We start from the raw sequence: 16,913 nt of genomic DNA on the forward strand, positions 1-16,913 counted from the left end.
CGCTTCGCGGGGCAAGCCCGCGCCTACGGTAGGAGCGGGCCGCCCCGCGATCGTTCAAGAAAGCCGGGCCATCTCTTCGGCAACGATGGCCACGGTGCTGATGATCTGCTCCTCGGTGTGCTCGCAAGACACAAAGAACCGCACCCGCGCGGCCTTTTCCGGCACCGCCGGATAAAGGATCGGCTGGGCGTTGATCCCGCGCTCGAACAATGCGCTGGACAACCGTCCCGCCTTGAACGAGCTGCCGGTAATCACCGGAATCACCGCAAGCCCGGTGCTGGTGGCCGTATCCAGCCCCGCCGCTTTGGCCAGGCGCAGGAACAGTTCGCCACGGGCCTGCATCGTTTGCACCCGCTCCTGATCCCCCGCCATGCACTTGAGCGCCGCCAGCGCCGACGCGGTCACCGAAGGCGGCATGCCCACGCTGTACAGGAAACCCGGAGCCAGAAACTTGAGGTGCTCCACCAGCGCCGTGTTGCCGGCAATGTAACCGCCACAACTGGCCAGGGCCTTGCTCAAGGTTCCCATCCAGATATCGACGTCATCACCCGCCAGGCCGAAATGCTCGCGAATGCCTTTGCCGTTCGCGCCCATCACGCCCAGTGAGTGCGCCTCATCGACCATCAGAAAGACTTTGTGCTTGCGTTTGAGCTCGACGAAACGCGGCAGGTCCGGGTAGTCGCCGTCCATGCTGTAGATGCCTTCGACCACCACCAGCACCCGCTCGAAATGCGGGCGCTGCTCGGCCAGAATCCGGTCCAGTGCCTGCCAGTCGTTATGGGCGAAACTCAAGCGCCGCGCCCCCGACAACTGGATGCCCTGCAGCACGCTGTTGTGGATCAGCTCGTCATGCAGCACCAGGTCGCGCGGGCCGAACAGGTAGCCGATGGTGGTGACGTTGGTGGCGTGGCCACTGACAAACACCACCGCATCGTCAACCTCATAGAGGCTCGCCAGCTCACGCTCCAGCTCACGGTGCAGCGGACGATCACCCGACACCGGCCGGCTGGCCGACACCGAGGTGCCGTAGCGATCAATCGCTGCCTTGGCCGCCTCGGCCACCACCGGGTGACCGGAGTAGCCAAGGTAGTTGTAGCTGGCGAAGTTGATGTACTCACGGCTGCCGATGCAGGTTTCAGCGCCCGCCGTGCCCTCGTGCATACGAAAGAACGGGTTGGCCAGGCCCAGGCGTGCAGCGCTCTGCTGCATCACCCGCAACTGCTGATAGCCGGGGTGCTGGTCGAAGCGATAGAACGCCTCGGGCACCTTCAGCGCGGCCTGCTGTGCTTGCTCCAGGGTCGCGCCGCCGGCTGTATCGCCCGCCTCGCTGCGACGGCGTTCCAGTGCTTGCTGGATCAGCCGTTGCTTGATACCGGCGCCTAGGCCGGTGGGCGTTTTTGCAGTCATCGGACTTTCACTCAATCAAACGGTTAGGGACTGCAGTGTTATCGGCAAGCTCGGCGTTAAGTTCAGCGATCTGTTCACGGCTCAGCTCACTGCCGTGACGCGCCAGCACGTTCTCGGCCAGGGCCGCAGGCGCCGAGGCTTCGTTGCCCCCCGCTTCGCCACGCAGCAAGTCGAGAATGCGCACGCTGAGCTTGTCGATGCTGGAGCTTTCGCTGAGCTCCATTACCGGCAGGCGAATGCCGAAACGCTCTTCCAGTGCGACGACCAGCTCGACACTCATCAGCGAGTCGAGCCCCAGTTCCTGCAGCGGGCGCTGGGTGTCCAGACGCGCCGCCGGCAAGCGCAGGATTTCGCAGACTTCGTGCTTGAGCAGCTCGACAAAGCGCTCCAGCACCTGTTCGTCGTCAAGCTCGGCGAGCATGCGCTGAATGTCTTCGGCGTCGTTGTCGTCGTCCTGTTCGCCGCCATGGGCGCGGACCAGTTCGACAAAGCGCGGCGTCGCCGCACTCGGCAGGAAGCGCGACAAGGCCTTCCATTCCAGCTCCAGCACGCCGATGCCGTCGTCACCCTTGAGCAGCATCTGCTCCAGGTGCGCCAGCGCCACGTCCGCCCGCAGTGCTGCTCCGCCCATGCGGCTTTGCAGGGCATCCTTGATCTGTTCGTTGCGGGCCAGGAAGCCGACGTCGTCGATGGCGCCCCACAGCACGGCGGTAGCCGCCAGCCCCAGGCTGCGACGATGGCGGGCCAGGGCTTCGAGCCAGTGGTTGGCGGCCACATAGTTGGCCTGGCCGGGGTTGCCAAACAGGGTGGTGGCCGAGGAGAACATCACGAAGAAGTCCAGGGCCAGTTCACGGGTCAGTTCGTGCAGGTATTGCGCGCCCTTGGCCTTGGGCTCCAGCACACGCTGCAGCTGCTCGGCCTCGAGGTTGCGGATCAGGCTGTCGTCGATCACCGTGGCCGCATGCACCAGGCCGCGCAAGGGATACGGGCTTGCATTGATGCGCTCGAACACGCCGCGCAGCTGCTGCGCATCGGTGATGTCACAGGCCAGCGCCTGCACATCAATGCCCTGGGCCTGCCATGCGGCCAGGCTTGGCTGGACCTCGACACTGGCCGGGCCACGGCGGCCGAGCAACACCAGGTGCCGCGCGCCTTTGTCCACCAGCCACTGCGCCGTGCGCAGGCCAAAGCCGCCCACACCACCAGTGACCAGGTAGGTGGCATCGCCACTGAGTTGCAGGTGCTGTACCGGCTGCTGACGGGTTTCCACCAACTGCTCGATCGGGTTGCCATAGGTGACCACGATCTTGCCGATCTGCCGGGCCTGCTGCATGTAGCGGAAGGCCTCGACCACCTGGTTGGCGTCGAACTCGCGGAACGGCAATGGGTGCAGGATGCCTTGCTCGAACAGCGCCATCATCTGCGCGAACAGGCGCCGGGTCAGGTCCGGGCGCTCGCTCATCAACTGGTCGGCATCGATGCCGAAGTAGCTGATGTTGTTGCGGAACGGACGCAGGCCGATGCGGGTGTTCTGGTAGAAGTCGCGCTTGCCCAGCTCCAGGAACCGGCCAAACGGCTTGAGCACCCGCAGGTTGCGGTTGATCGCTTCGCCCGCCAGGGAGTTGAGCACCACATCGACGCCACGCCCGCCGGTCATTGCCAGCACTTCGTCGGCATAGGCCAGAGAGCGCGAGTCGAACACCTTGTCGACACCGAGCAGGCGCAGGAAGTCGCGCTTTTCGTCGCTGCCGGCGGTGGCATAGATCTGCGCGCCGCACCACTTGGCGATCTGGATCGCAGCGATGCCCACGCCGCCCGCGGCGCCGTGGATCAGTACCTTCTCGCCCGGCTCCAGGCGTGCCAGGTAATGCAGGGCGTAGTAGACGGTGAAGAACGTACTTGGAATGGTCGCCGCCGCCTCGAACGACATGCCGTCCGGAATACGCGCCACGGCGTTGGCGTTGGTCACCAGGCGGTTGGCAAAACTGCACGGCCCGAAGCCCACCACACGGTCGCCCGGGGCGAAATCGCCCAGCACATCGGCGCCTTTGCCCTGGACCACGCCGGAGAATTCAAAGCCCAGGGTCGGCCCGGAGAAGCCGTTCTCGATGGCTTCATCCGACAGCAAGCCAAGGGCGAACATCACGTCGCGGAAGTTCAGGCCGGTGGCACGTACGGCAATGTCCAGCTCGTCCGGCGCAGGCAGGCGCGGCTCGCGCACTTCCCAGCGCAAGTTGCGCAACTGGCCGGGCAGGTCGAAGCCCAGGCTGATGCGCTTGTCGGCATCGCCCACCACCCGAGCCTGATCGTCCAGCACGCGCAAGCGCGGCACATAGCGCTGGCCATCGGCGGTGATGGCCAACTCGGTTTCGGCATCGGCGTGCAGCAGTGCGGGCAGCAGGCTGTCGACCGGTGCATTGAAGGCCAGGTCGAGCAGGCGAACCTTGCAACTGACCGACTCGTTCGCCAAGGTGCGGCCAAAGCCCCAGAAGGCGGCATCGGCAATGGCGTCGACGTTCTCGGCACTGTCACCGGCGTACAGGTGAGCCGCAGCTCCACGGGTCAACAGCCAGCATTGCGGCGCCATACCAAGCGACTCGCACGCCTGCACCAGTGCAGCCGCCTGCATGCAGCGCAGGCCCTGGCCATCGAGGCCCTGGTTGGCATCGAAGCCGACCAGGTGCAGGAGCTGCTCCGGTGCCTGGTCCAGCGCAGCCAGCTGTTGCGCCAGCGCCTGGGCATTGCCGGGCAGCAGCAGGCTGACCTGCTGGCCTTGCTCGCGCAGGGCCTGGGCCAACTGCTCGGCAGCGCCCTGCCCGGCCTCGGCCACCAGGGCCCAGCGTTGCACCGGTGTTTCGACTGTCGGCGCATGGCCACCCAGCGGTTTTTCCGCCAGCAACAGGTAACTGCCACAGGCGTTGCCCGGCAAGGCTTCGAGGGTGTGGGTCAGGGTCAGGCCATGACGCTGCAATTCATGCAGCCAGAACGACGGGCGCTGCTGACGCGACAACGCCTGCTGCGGGCCTGCCAGCCACCAATCGGCCTGAGCACCGAATACAAAGTCAGCCCAACGCGCCGGGTACTGCGCCAGCAGCGCCAGCTGCCCATGAGCATTAAGCGCGTTGGCGGCCTGACGCAGGGCTTCGCCGATGCTGTCCAGGGCGGCCAGATCCGTCGGTACCAACACCCAGTCGTACTGACCGGCGTCCGCCAACTGATCAAAACCGACAATGTCCAGTGCCGGGCAATCGTCGCGCAGCATCTGCGCCAACTCCGGCTCCTGCACGCAGTAGCTGTAGTCGACGCGATCGAAGTCGATACCGGCGTACAGCGACTCGATAAAGGACTGACCGCCAAAACCAAGCTCCAGCACCCGCAGGCGCTGCCCGGCCGGCAAGGCGGCAAGCCGTTGGGCCAGGGTTTCGCGTACCCCGGCAAGCAGGCGTTGCTGACCCGCTGCACCCAGTACCAGGCGTGCCAGGTTGGCCCCGCTGGTTTCTCGCGGCAGCAGCTGCTCGAGGGTCTGGCGACCGTCCAGCAAGGCCAGCAAGTGGCGACCGATGCGGCCGACCGAATGAATGATCTGGAAGTGTTCCGGATAGCTCTTGAACAGCTCCTGCCAGATTTCCTCGGAGGCAGGACGCTCGCCCGCTTCGACGACTTTCCAGTTGCCATCGGCATCACAGCCAAGGCTGCCGTCGTCCTGGCCGTGGCGCAGCAAGGTCGCCAGGTAATCGCCCGGCACGCCTTCGTGCTGTGACCACAGGGCAACCTGCTCGGCGCTCAACTGGCCGCCTGCCTGCTCGATCAGGTCGAGAACAAAACTGGAACACAGGGCTTCGAGCAAGGGCTCGACTTCATTGAGGTAACGCGCCTGCACAGCTTCGTCACCCAACCCTTGCAGATGAGCTACCAACGGCGTGCCGGCCTGGGCCTCACGCACCAGCGGAACCACCTGGCCAGGCGCAGCCACACCGACATGAGCCAGGTGTTTGATATCGCCCGAGCGGTCGCGCTGCAGGCGCACGCCGCGGAAGCGCGCGTCCTTGATAAACAGCACGGCATTGCCGGCTGCATCGAACAGGGTGAAATCCACCAGCAACGAATGCTCGGTGCGCTTGAGTTGCACGACTTCGGCCAGGCACGGCACACCGCCGGCCTTGGCAAAAGCGATACGGCCAAACTTGACCGGAATGAACGCCAGGCCCTTGTTGCTGCCCGGCTGGCTGACCAGCAGTTCGGTGATCAACTGGAAAGCACCGTCGAGCAAGGCCGGGTGCAGGTGCAGCGAGGCCAATTCGTCGGCGATGGCCTCAGGCACGCTCAGTTGCGCCAGCACCCGCGCAGGCTCCACCCAGACGGCGGAAACCGCCTGGTAGGCCGGGCCGTAGTTCAGGCCAACCGCGCAGGTCAGCGCCAGGTGCTGCTCGCCGGTGAAGTCCGCCGGGCGCTGCGGCAGCGCCGGCGCACGGCCACCAAGTAGCACGCCACGGGCTTCACCCGGCAAGCGTGCCACGACATGCTGCACCCACTCTTCGCGCTGGGCCAAAGTGCGCGAGGTGACGCGCAGGGTGCCGTCTGCCTCTTCGACGTTGACGCGGATTTTCTTGCTGCCTTCGCTGCCGAGCAGCAACGGGTTATGAATCTCCAGCTCTTCGATATCGACGAACTCACCCGGCTGGTGCAGCAACGCCACCGCCAATGCCAGCTCGGTGAAACCGGCGCCGGGGAACAGCACCGACTCACCCACCTTGTGATCGCCCAGGGTCGGGAACAGCTGGGTGTCCAGACGGTTTTCCCAGGTCAGGGCACGGTCGGCCAGCGGGTAACCCAGCAGCGGGTGCACACGCTCGCGCTGCAGTACACCAAAGGATTCGGCGCTGACCGGCAACTGGAAGCTGTCACGCTGCCAGGCGTAGTTCGGCAGGCGCACGTTGTTGCCTGCTACCGGGAAGTGCGGCTGCCAGTCTGGCTCGCCGCCCGCAATCAGCAGCTTGGCCATGCAACGCTCCAGCAACGCCGGGCTGTTGTCCTTGCGCAGCAAGGTGCCGATCACCTGGCCTGGCAACTCGCGCGCATTCAGGGCGTCGGTGACGTAGGCGCGCAGGATCGGGTGCGGACCGACTTCAACGTAGAGGTTGAAGCCCTGCCCCACCAAAGCGTCCATCGCGCCCTGGAACAGCACCGGGAAGCGGATGTTCTGCCACCAGTAACGGCTGTCCAGGCGCTGGCCGTCCAGCTCGCCGCCTACGACAGTCGAGTAGAATGGGATATCGCCGCTGCGCGGCCGAATGTGTGCAAGGTCGGCAATGACCTGTCGCTCGATCGGGTTCATCGCCGGCGAGTGGAAGGCATAGTCCAGGCCCAGGCGGCGGACGAATACCTGACGCTCGGTGAGCGCTTCTTCAAGCACGCTCAACGCCTCGACGCTACCGGCGACAGTGGCCCCACGGGCACTGTTTTCGCCCGCGATCACCAACTGGCTATCCAGGCCCAGCTCCACCAGCACGGCTGCGGTGTCTTCGCCCGACAGGCCCACGGCGCTCATCTGGCCGCTGCCGCGGGTCAGGCCCTGCAGGCGGCTACGGTGGAAGATCACTTGAGTCGCGTCTTCCAGCGTCAAGGCACCACAGGCCCAGGCAGCGGCCACTTCACCCACGCTGTGGCCAATCACTGCCGCCGGGTGGAAGCCCTGGGCTGCCAGTACACGGGTGACCGCCACTTGCAGGGCGAACAGCGCAGGCTGGGCGATCTCGGTGCGCACATAGCGATCTTCACCGTTTTCACCCAGCAGCTCGGCGCGCAGCGAATAGCCCGCCAGTGGCTGGAAAATGGCATCGACTTCAGCGACGGCAGCCTCGAACAGCGGGTTGCCAAGCATCGCGCTGCCCATGCCCTGCCACTGCGAACCGTTGCCGGAGTAGACGAAGACCGGCCCCTGGACCTTGTCCAGCGCCTGGCCCGCTTCCAGCACCGAACTCAGCTCGCTGAGGCTCGGGTCGTCGGCGTAGTCCGCCAGCGCCTGGGCGGCTTCGGCCGGATCGGCGCTGACCAGCAGCAAGCGATGCGAGTGGACGTCGCGACGGAACATGGCCTGGTAGGCCACGTCGTAATAATTGGCCTCAGGGTGCGCGGCCAGGTAGTTGGCAAAACGCTCGGCCGTGGCGCGCAGGCCATCGGCATCCTTGGCGCTGAGCATCAATGGCACGCGACGCGCCTGGGTCGGTGCGGCAGACGCCGGCAGCGGCTCAGGGCTTTGCAAAATGACGTGGGCGTTGGCGCCACCGAAGCCGAAGGAGTTGACCCCGACGGTCAGTTGCCCTTCTGGCTTGAGTGCGTGGGTTTCGGTCACGACCTTGAGGTTGAGGTCGGCAAACGCGATGTTCGGGTTGAGTTCTTCAACGCCGATGGTGGCCGGCACTTTGCGCTCGATCAGGCAGTTGAGCGCCTTCATCAGGCCGGCAACGCCGGAGGCTGCTTCCAGGTGACCCAGGTTGCTCTTGACCGAGCCGATCGGCAGCGGATTGCCAGCCCCACGGGCCTGGCCCAGGGCCTCACCGATGGCGCGGGTCTCGACCGGGTCGCCTACTGCCGTACCCGTGCCATGCGCTTCCAGGTAATCAAGCTGCGAAGGGTCAATACCGGCCTTGGCATAGGCGCGCTTGAGCAACGCTGCCTGGGCATCGGCATTGGGCAGGGTCAGGCTCGACTTGCGGCCATCGGTATTGACCGCACTGGCGGCGACCACCGCCAGGATCGGGTTGCCGTCGGCCACAGCCTGGTCGTAGTCCTTGAGCAGGAACAGACCACCGCCCTCGGAGCGCGCATAACCGTCGCCGCTCTCATCGAAGGAGTGGCAACGCCCGGTGCGCGACAGCATCGAGGCCTTGGCGAAAATCATGAAACCGAACGGGTGCATGTGCAGGCTGATGCCACCGGTCACGGCCTGGTCGATGTCACCGCTGAGGATGGCCTGGCAGGCCTGGTGAAAAGCCACCAGCGAAGACGAACAGGCGGTATCGATGGCCATGCTCGGGCCGCGCAGGTCGTAGAAGAATGACAGGCGGTTGGCGGCGATGCTCATGGTGTTGCCGGTGGCGGTGGCGGCGTCGATCGAGGCCATGTCTTCCACCAGGCGATACGCCTGCTCCACCGCGGCGATCCCCAGGTACACACCACAGTTGCTGCCGCGCAGGCTGGACGGCTTGACGCCGGCGTTCTCGAAAGTTTCCCAGCACATTTCCAGCAACATGCGTTGCTGCGGGTCCATTACTGCCGCTTCGCGCGGCGAGATGTTAAAGAAACCCGCATCGAATGCACTGACATCGCCCAGGGTGCCGGCCGCGAAAGTGTAACTGGTAGCCGGGTTGGCTTTGTCCGGGTGCAGGAACTCGGCGTGATCCCAGCGGGAGGTGTCGACCTGAGTAACCAGATCCCTCCCGGCCATCAAGTTCTGCCAGAAGCTGCTCGTGGTAGAGCCGGGAAAACGGAAAGAACAACCAACAATTGCTACCTGTCTACGCTTTGTCAAAACCCATTCCTTTAAAACTCTTCCGGGCACCATCCCATCCATCGGACAGCCGGCGTGCCAGGCCAATATTCATTTGGCAAGTCGTTAAACGTCACCTGCGGATCATCTTTTTATCTGGAGGTTGCCTTGCTGCACACAGGAAAGGTGCAAGGCGAATGGCCTACACGCATCGCGTAGGAAATCTTCAGAAATACTGTGGGAATGATACGCGGTCTGGAGGGTCAGGGAAAACCCAAAGCGGCGGGTGGCGGGAAAATGTTCGATGTGGTTCACGTGAGTGAGAATTTGTCGTACGACTGAACTAACATTCGGCCTCGCTCGCAGCCTTTTTCCCCCTTCGATCAGGCGGTTAAAGCACCCAAGAGGTCGTTGTGACAACCCAGCTTTCAAAACTCATCTTCCTTCCAGACGCCCCCGGCAATACCGACATTGGTGCCCCGCACAGCCAAATTCCTCACTACGGCATATCAGCTTCATATGGGCTAGCCGGAGTTCGATCCCCACCTGAACCCGCAGTCAATTACATGGATTACCTCGTAGCACGCCTGCTTTCCCAGATCGACCAGCCACCGGGGCTTGTTGCGCACGTATGTGCTGCGCTGGAGTGGCCTGAGCGAATCACCCACCTGGTGCTGAGCGTTACTTCGAGCGGGGTGTATATGCCTTCATTTGGCGTATCTGACTGGCGACCTGAGTTTACTGTTGAGTATTCGCAGGCACCGCACTGATTTCTGGGTGACCAAAGCGATTTGAGTGGGCGGTTGGTGGAACTTCGTATGCCGGTGCTACGGCTACCGGGTGATAATGACCCTGTCAGCCCGGTTGGGGTGGATGAATATCAAGTGCTGCTGTTGCCCTGTTCAACGCTGCATGTTCTCAAGGGTCCAGGGCATGACCTGTCTGGGAGCCAGTCATGCGAAGAAGGAGGCGAAGTTGATTGATGGATACATGGAAATTCATGACGTAACAGGATCGTTTCGCGGACCTGAAAGATTCCACCCGCAATAAGATATGCCACCTCTATTCAGCAAGCTTGAAGTTGTTTTTATTCAAGCACTTACTGGACATCCAGCATTGTGGGTTTGTTTCCACTTGCTTTAGACTGCGCGGCAAAATGGACGCACTCATACCAAGGAACCTCATGATCAAGAAATGCCTGTTTCCCGCAGCTGGCTACGGCACTCGTTTTTTGCCTGCCACCAAAGCCATGCCCAAGGAAATGCTGCCGGTGGTGAACAAGCCACTGATCCAATACGGCGTTGAAGAAGCGCTGGAAGCTGGATTGAACGAGATTTCCATCGTTACCGGCCGCGGCAAGCGCGCCCTGGAAGACCACTTCGACATCAGCTACGAGCTGGAAAACCAGATCAAGGGCACCGACAAAGAGAAGTACCTGGTCGGTATCCGTCGCCTGCTCGACGAGTGCTCGTTCTCCTACACCCGCCAGACCGAAATGAAAGGCCTGGGCCACGCCATCCTGACTGGCCGCCCGCTGATCGGCGACGAGCCGTTCGCGGTCGTGCTGGCTGACGACCTGTGCGTCAACCTCGAAGGTGACGGTGTACTGCAGCAGATGGTCAAGCTGTACAACCAGTTCCGCTGCTCGATCGTCGCCATCCAGGAAGTCGATCCGCAGGAAACCAACAAGTACGGCGTGATCTCCGGCGAGATGATCCGTGACGACATCTACCGCGTGAACAGCATGGTCGAGAAGCCGGCCCCTGAAGACGCGCCGTCGAACCTGGCCATCATCGGCCGCTACATCCTGACCCCGGACATCTTCAAGCTGATCGAAGAAACCGAGCCAGGCAAAGGCGGCGAGATCCAGATCACCGACGCCCTGATGAAGCAGGCGCAGAACGGTTGCGTAATTGCCTACAAGTTCAAGGGCAAGCGTTTTGACTGCGGTGGTGCTGAAGGCTACATCGACGCCACTAATTTCTGCTTCGAGAACTTCTACAAGACCGGCAAAGCTTACTGAGTGCTCGGTGCTGTGTAAGAAAGCCACCTTCGGGTGGCTTTTTTATGCAGCGCGAATGCCTTGCACTCTTGGTAAACTGTGACCCTTATGTTTTTGATGCGGATCTGGGCGGCGTCTCGGCCACCCCTCTGGAAACGCCCGAAAACACCCCGAAAATGGTACAAACCGCGTCGTAGAAAATGCCTCCAGAATCCGCTTCAACCTCAATGAACACCCGATCTGAGCCCTCCCGCCGCTTCAGCGTGGCGCCGATGATGGATTGGACCGACCGCCACTGCCGCTTCTTCCTGCGCCTGCTCTCCAGCAATGCCCTCCTCTACACCGAAATGGTCACCACCGGCGCCCTGCTCCACGGTGACGCCGAGCGCTTTTTGCGCCATGACGAAGCCGAACACCCCCTGGCCTTGCAATTGGGCGGCAGCGTGCCGGCGGATCTGGCTGCCTGCGCCAAGCTGGCCCAGGAGGCCGGCTATGACGAGGTAAACCTCAACGTCGGCTGCCCAAGTGACCGGGTGCAGAACAATATGATCGGCGCCTGCCTGATGGGGCATCCGGCGTTGGTAGGCGATTGCGTCAAGGCGATGCAGGATGCAGTGCAGATTCCGGTGACGGTGAAGCACCGCATCGGGATCAACGGTCGCGACAGTTATGCCGAGCTGTGTGATTTCGTCGGGCAGGTGCGTGACGCGGGCTGTCGCAGTTTTACTGTGCATGCGCGCATTGCGATCCTTGAAGGGTTGTCGCCGAAGGAAAACCGTGAGATTCCGCCGCTGCGTTATGACGTGGCCGCGCAGTTGAAAGCGGATTTCCCTGATCTTGAGATCGTGCTCAATGGCGGTATCAAGACGCTGGCCGAGTGCCAGGCGCATCTGCAGACGTTCGATGGGGTGATGCTGGGGCGCGAGGCTTATCACAATCCGTATGTGCTGGCTGAAGTGGACCAGCAGTTGTTCGGCAGCCAGGCGCCGGTGATCAGCCGCAGTGAGGCGCTGGCCAAGTTGCGCCCCTATATCGCCGCGCACCTGGCATCGGGCGGCGCCATGCACCATGTGACCCGGCACATTCTCGGCCTTGGCCAGGGCTTCCCGGGGGCACGCAAGTTCCGTCAGTTGCTGTCGGTGGATATCCACAAGACCAACGACCCACTGGCCCTGCTCGATCAGGCCGGCGAGCTGTTGCAGGGGCGCTGACTCCGGAACCTGTGCCGGCTTGCGGACTCGAAGCTTTATCCATTGCCCTTGCTTGCCAGCCAGCCCTTGAGCGGCTGGCAGCGCTCGGGTAATGTCGACCCAATCGCACAGGACAGAGCACGCCCATGACCTCCAAGCTGGAACAACTCAAGCAGTTCACCACTGTGGTTGCCGACACTGGTGATATTGATGCCATCAGCCGTCTTAAGCCGGTCGACGCCACCACCAACCCCTCCCTGTTGCTCAAGGCCGCCGCCATGCCCGGTTATGCCGACCTGCTCAAGCAGTCGGTCGAGCACGGCAAGGGTGATGTCGGTCTTGCCTGTGACACCTTTGCCGTGGCCATTGGCGCCGGGATTCTCAAGGTGATTCCGGGGCGTATCTCCACCGAAGTCGATGCCCGGCTGTCTTTCGATGAGCCTGCCTTGCTGGCCAAGGCGCGCCAGTTGATCGACCTGTACGAAAAGGCCGGTGTCGGCCGCGATCGCGTGCTGATCAAGCTGGCCTCGACCTGGGAGGGCATTCGTGCCGCCGAGAAGCTGGAGAAGGAAGGCATCCAGACCAACCTGACGCTGCTGTTCTCGTTCGCCCAGGCGCAAGCCTGTGCCGATGCCGGGGTATTCCTGATTTCGCCGTTCGTGGGCCGTATCTACGATTGGTACAAGAAGTCTACCGGCAAGGAGTATGTCGGCGCCGAAGATCCAGGCGTGCAGTCAGTGACACGGATCTACGACTACTACAAGACCAACGGTTACAACACCGTGGTCATGGGGGCGAGCTTCCGTAACATCGGCCAGATCGAGCAATTGGCGGGCTGTGACCGCCTGACCATCAGCCCTGAACTGCTGCAACAGCTCAGCGATGACCAGGGCGACCTACCGCGCATCCTCAAGCCAGGCAACAAGGGTGAAGCACGCCAGCACCTGACCGAGGCGCAGTTCCGCTGGGCGTCCAACGAAGACGCCATGGCCACCGAGAAGCTGGCCGAGGGGATTCGCCAGTTCGCACGGGACCAGGAAAAACTTGAGGCCTTGTTGGCTGCAAAAGCCTGATACAAATCGGGTTTGCCACTGAGGCGAGGAATGCGGAGCATTCTTTCCTTTTCGCGGGTCAAGCCCGCTCCTACAAGCGGTAGGAGCGGGCTTGACCCGCGCTGCTTTCGACTTTGCTTTCAGAGATCTGATGCCTGAATCTTCTGCACTACCCGCAGTACTGGCCGGCCCCCTGCTGCGTCGCCTCGAATCACAACGGATGGTGTTCTGGCTGGTCGCCTCGCAGCCCCTGCAGCCCGTGCTGGAGTTAAGCGTTGCAGGCATTGCACCCAACATCGACTGCCAGGTCGTGCCCATCGGTCGCCAGGCCTTCGTACACCTGATCGACATTCACCTCGACAGTCCGTTGCCCTGCGATGTGCAGATCGACTATGACTTGATCCTGCAGACTGCTGCCGGCACACAGGGCATCGCCGAATGGGCCCCGCACCTGCTCTACGACGGCGCCCGGCAGCCGAACTTCGTCCTCCGCTCACGCCTTGAGCATCTGCTCCACGGGTCCTGCCGCAAGCCCCACCACCCCGCCGCCGACGGTTTGCTGTGTGCAGACCGCCTGCTGATGGAGTGCACCGATCCCACCGCGCGCCCCGCCCTGCTGATGATGAGTGGCGACCAGGTGTATGCCGATGACGTCGCTGGGCCCATGCTGCGTGCCATCCACGCCTTGATCGAGCGACTGGGGTTGTTTGACGAGCAATTGGAGGGCGCCGTGGTCGATGACAGCCAGGCGCTCTACCGCCACGCCGCCAGCTACTACCACCGCGCTGACCTGCTGCCCGCACTGGAAAGCAACGAAACCCTGCGCGAGCGCTTCTTCGGTGGCGCACGCAAGCCGATCTTCACCAGCAGCAATGCCGACAATCACCTGGTGACCTTTGCCGAGGTCATGGCCATGTACCTGCTGGTGTGGTCGCCGGTGCCGTGGACGCTGGTCGATGTGCAGATGCCGGCCGGGCTCACCGAACAGCGCCAGGTGCGCTTCAAGCAGGAGCGGCAGTTGATCCAGGGCTTCGTCAGCGGCCTGGGCGGGGTGGCCCGGGTGCTGGCGCACCTGCCGAGCCTGATGATTTTCGACGACCATGACATCACCGATGACTGGAACCTGTCGGCGCAATGGGAGCAGACCGCCTATGGCCATCCATTCTCCAAACGCATCATCGGCAACGCGCTGCTCGCCTATTTGCTGTGCCAGGGCTGGGGCAACGACCCTGACGCGTGCCGCGACCTGGTACTCAAATGCCAGGCATTGAGCCGCAGTGCCTTGGCCGACCAGGCCCTGGATGCCCCGTCGCAAGACGACCTGATTGATGACGTGCTGCGCTTTCAGGGCTGGCAATTCGTGCTGCCAAGCAGTCCGCCACTGCTAGTGCTCGACACCCGCACCCGCCGCTGGCGTAGCGAAAGCAACATCAAGAAGCCGTCCGGCCTGCTCGACTGGGAGGCCCTGAGTGAGCTGCAGCAAGCCTTGCTCGACCACCCCTCGGCCATCATCGTGTCGCCCGCCCCCATCTTCGGCGTCAAGCTGATCGAGACGGTGCAGCGGGTGTTCAGCTGGCTAGGCTACCCCCTGCTGGTCGATGCCGAGAACTGGATGGCCCACCGCGGCGCTGCCCAGGTGATCCTCAACATCTTCCGACATTCACGCACACCGGGGCATTACGTGGTGTTGTCGGGCGATGTGCATTACTCATTTGTCTATGAGGTGCTGATCCGCCATCGCCAGCGCAGCCCGCACTTGTGGCAGATCACCAGCAGCGGCATCAAGAACGAGTTTCCGCGGCGCCTGCTGGATACATTCGACCGCCTCAACCGCTGGCTGTACTCACCCCGCTCACCGCTCAACTGGCTGACCAAGCGTCGCCAGATGGAAGTCATTCCACGTACGCCCACGCACAGCAAAGCCGGCGAGCGACTGTGGAACAGCGCAGGCCTGGGCCAGGTGTTTTTCAATGAACATGGGCAGCCGCAGCGGATTTTCCAGCTCAACGCCAATGGCGCAGCAAAAACGGAATTCCCGCCAAGGGCATCGGACTAGTCAGGGAAGGCAGGCGCCGTAAGGCGCCTGTTGTGCAGGTCAGGTACGCTCGAGAGCGTTGACCAGATCATGGAAGGCTTCGCGGTTGGAATCGTTCAGGCCCATGAGGATCTTGTGGGCTTCAAGCACCTTGGAGCGCACCACATCTTCGTTCTGGTCCTGGGAAGGCAGGTCCGTCAGGCACTCGGGGCACGGGATGGGACGATCGACGATGTTGAACACCTGGTCGAAGCCCATCGACTGCAACAACCGGGAGATGTCCGGGTTGGTGGTCACCACGGTCGGCAGCAACCCGACCTTCTGCCGCGACAGGATCGAGAGTTTGGCCAGCAAACCCAGGGTGGTGCTGTCGATGCTTTCGGTTTCCGTCAGATCGATGACGATCGCCGAGAAGTTCAGCGCCGTGAAGATCTTTTCGATCGTCGCATCCAGCGCCGAACACAAGGTCAGGCGCACTTCACCGACAAATTTCAGCACAAAGGTGCCGCTCTGCTCGGCGAACTGGATTCTACCCGTACTCATTGAAGGTTCCTGCTCAACACCAATAGGGCGATATCATCCGGCATCTCCCCAAGCGTAGCCAATCCGAATCGTTGGCGCAGCCCATCCAGGCTGCCCCCTGCGGCCTTGATGATTTCAGGCAGGGCCGCTTCTTTATCTTTGAGTGTATCCCCAGGCAAAAGGTCCAGAATGCCATCAGAGAGCAGTGTCAGGCTGAACTGCGGTGGCAACTCCAGGACGTGATCCTGATAGGTCGCCTCTTCAAACAACCCGACCGGCAAACCGCGGCCTTCCAGATACCGGCTCTGGCCCGGGGTATAGAGCACTGGCAACGGCAAGTGACCGCCAATGCTGTAGGTCATGATGCCAGTATCTTCGTCGATTACACCACCGACCATCGTCACGTGCTTGCCCAGCTTGCAGTTGATCAGGCCGCGGTTGATGTGCCCGAGCACTTCAGACGGCTTGAAGTCACGCAGGGCCGCGCTGCGCTTGAACTCGAACAACAGCCGGGTAGTCATGAACTTGAGCAGCACCGTCACGAATGCCGACGACGCACCGTGCCCGGAAACGTCTGCCAGGTAGAAGGCAATGCGTCGCTCATCGACTCGGAAATAGTCGGCAAAGTCACCCGACAGGTACAGCGAAGGAATAATCTGGTGCTCGAACGACAGCTCGTCGGCGACCCAGGGGCTTTCCGGCAGCATGTTCATCTGCACCTGGCGCCCGGCCGTCTGGTCCTCTTGCAGCAAATGCAAGCTGGCTTCCAGTTCGCGGTTGGCGGTCTCGAGCTTTTCCCGGTAACGCTGGTTTTCCAGCACCAGGTGGGCCCGATCCAGCGCCCGGCGCACCGAATGCTCCAGTACCGCAAGGTCTTCCAGGGGCTTGATCAGGTAATCGGCAGCGCCCAGGCGCAGCGCTTCGACCGCGTCGTTCATGACCCCTGCACCAGAGACCACAATCACCGGCAACTCGGGGGCACGCTCGGTCACCTGGCGAATCAGCTCCAGACCGCCCATTTGCGGCATGCGCAGATCGCAGATCACAAGATCGGGCTGGTGCTGTTCAAAGACCTGGAGGCCCTGCTGGCCATTACTCGCTTGCAGGACACTGAAACCACTGTCTTCAAGGTAGGCGGCGAGACTCGCACGTACGACGTCGTCGTCATCGATTATCAGCAGCGTTGCACTGGTTTTCTGCATGTGGGCAAACGGCG

At 62.5% G+C, this 16,913-nt stretch carries 8 protein-coding genes; 4 read left to right on the forward strand and 4 right to left on the reverse strand.

The genetic code is table 11. The features are described from left to right. Positions 1-54: 54 nt before the first annotated feature. Both U9R80_RS18865 and U9R80_RS18870 read right to left on the reverse strand, forming a co-directional pair. Entirely contained in the window at positions 55-1,407 is a 1,353-nt protein-coding gene (locus tag U9R80_RS18865; protein WP_301841760.1) for an aminotransferase class I/II-fold pyridoxal phosphate-dependent enzyme, read from the reverse strand. Between the two features lie 7 nt (positions 1,408-1,414). Continuing rightward, positions 1,415-8,938, reverse strand: coding sequence for a type I polyketide synthase (locus tag U9R80_RS18870; RefSeq protein WP_301841759.1), 7,524 nt, complete (start codon positions 8,936-8,938; stop codon positions 1,415-1,417). 1,141 nt (positions 8,939-10,079) lie between these two features. Here U9R80_RS18870 and galU point away from each other — a divergent pair. The 4 genes from galU (at position 10,080) to U9R80_RS18890 (ending at position 15,196) form a co-directional block, all read left to right on the forward strand. Then, on the forward strand, positions 10,080-10,919 hold the full coding sequence (gene galU, locus U9R80_RS18875; protein ID WP_324803580.1) for a UTP--glucose-1-phosphate uridylyltransferase GalU: 840 nt from the start codon (positions 10,080-10,082) through the stop codon (positions 10,917-10,919). Positions 10,920-11,125: 206 nt separating this feature from the next. Then, positions 11,126-12,109 carry a tRNA dihydrouridine(20/20a) synthase DusA gene (gene dusA, locus U9R80_RS18880; RefSeq protein ID WP_301841611.1) on the forward strand — a complete coding sequence of 328 codons (984 nt, stop codon included), beginning with the start codon at positions 11,126-11,128 and terminating at the stop codon, positions 12,107-12,109. Between the two features lie 125 nt (positions 12,110-12,234). Beyond that, positions 12,235-13,161, forward strand: a complete 927-nt coding sequence (tal, locus tag U9R80_RS18885; RefSeq protein ID WP_301841613.1) for a transaldolase — start codon at positions 12,235-12,237, stop codon at positions 13,159-13,161. Between the two features lie 130 nt (positions 13,162-13,291). Continuing rightward, positions 13,292-15,196 carry an alkaline phosphatase D family protein gene (locus tag U9R80_RS18890; RefSeq protein WP_301841615.1) on the forward strand — a complete coding sequence of 635 codons (1,905 nt, stop codon included), beginning with the start codon at positions 13,292-13,294 and terminating at the stop codon, positions 15,194-15,196. A gap of 39 nt (positions 15,197-15,235) precedes the next feature. On the opposite strand, the gene rssC is transcribed toward U9R80_RS18890, so the two are convergent. Then, on the reverse strand, positions 15,236-15,718 hold the full coding sequence (rssC, locus tag U9R80_RS18895) for an anti-sigma factor antagonist RssC (protein WP_013971741.1): 483 nt from the start codon (positions 15,716-15,718) through the stop codon (positions 15,236-15,238). After that, positions 15,715-16,899, reverse strand: coding sequence for a two-component system response regulator RssB (rssB, locus tag U9R80_RS18900; RefSeq protein WP_301841616.1), 1,185 nt, complete (start codon positions 16,897-16,899; stop codon positions 15,715-15,717). Before rssB ends, rssC begins: the two co-directional genes overlap by 4 nt. Between the last annotated feature and the right edge of the window lie 14 nt (positions 16,900-16,913).

This window comes from Pseudomonas sp. JQ170C, from assembly GCF_035581345.1.
GTDB lineage: Bacteria > Pseudomonadota > Gammaproteobacteria > Pseudomonadales > Pseudomonadaceae > Aquipseudomonas.

Bases quoted from the DNA above. Each gene is read 5' to 3' on its own strand.
- U9R80_RS18865 (WP_301841760.1), bottom strand. From the start codon at position 1,407: ATGACTGCAAAAACGCCCACCGGCCTAGGCGCCGGTATCAAGCAACGG.
- galU (WP_324803580.1), top strand. From the start codon at position 10,080: ATGATCAAGAAATGCCTGTTTCCCGCAGCTGGCTACGGCACTCGTTTT.
- dusA (WP_301841611.1), top strand. From the start codon at position 11,126: ATGAACACCCGATCTGAGCCCTCCCGCCGCTTCAGCGTGGCGCCGATG.
- tal (WP_301841613.1), top strand. From the start codon at position 12,235: ATGACCTCCAAGCTGGAACAACTCAAGCAGTTCACCACTGTGGTTGCC.
- U9R80_RS18890 (WP_301841615.1), top strand. From the start codon at position 13,292: ATGCCTGAATCTTCTGCACTACCCGCAGTACTGGCCGGCCCCCTGCTG.
- rssC (WP_013971741.1), bottom strand. From the start codon at position 15,718: ATGAGTACGGGTAGAATCCAGTTCGCCGAGCAGAGCGGCACCTTTGTG.
- rssB (WP_301841616.1), bottom strand. From the start codon at position 16,899: ATGCAGAAAACCAGTGCAACGCTGCTGATAATCGATGACGACGACGTC.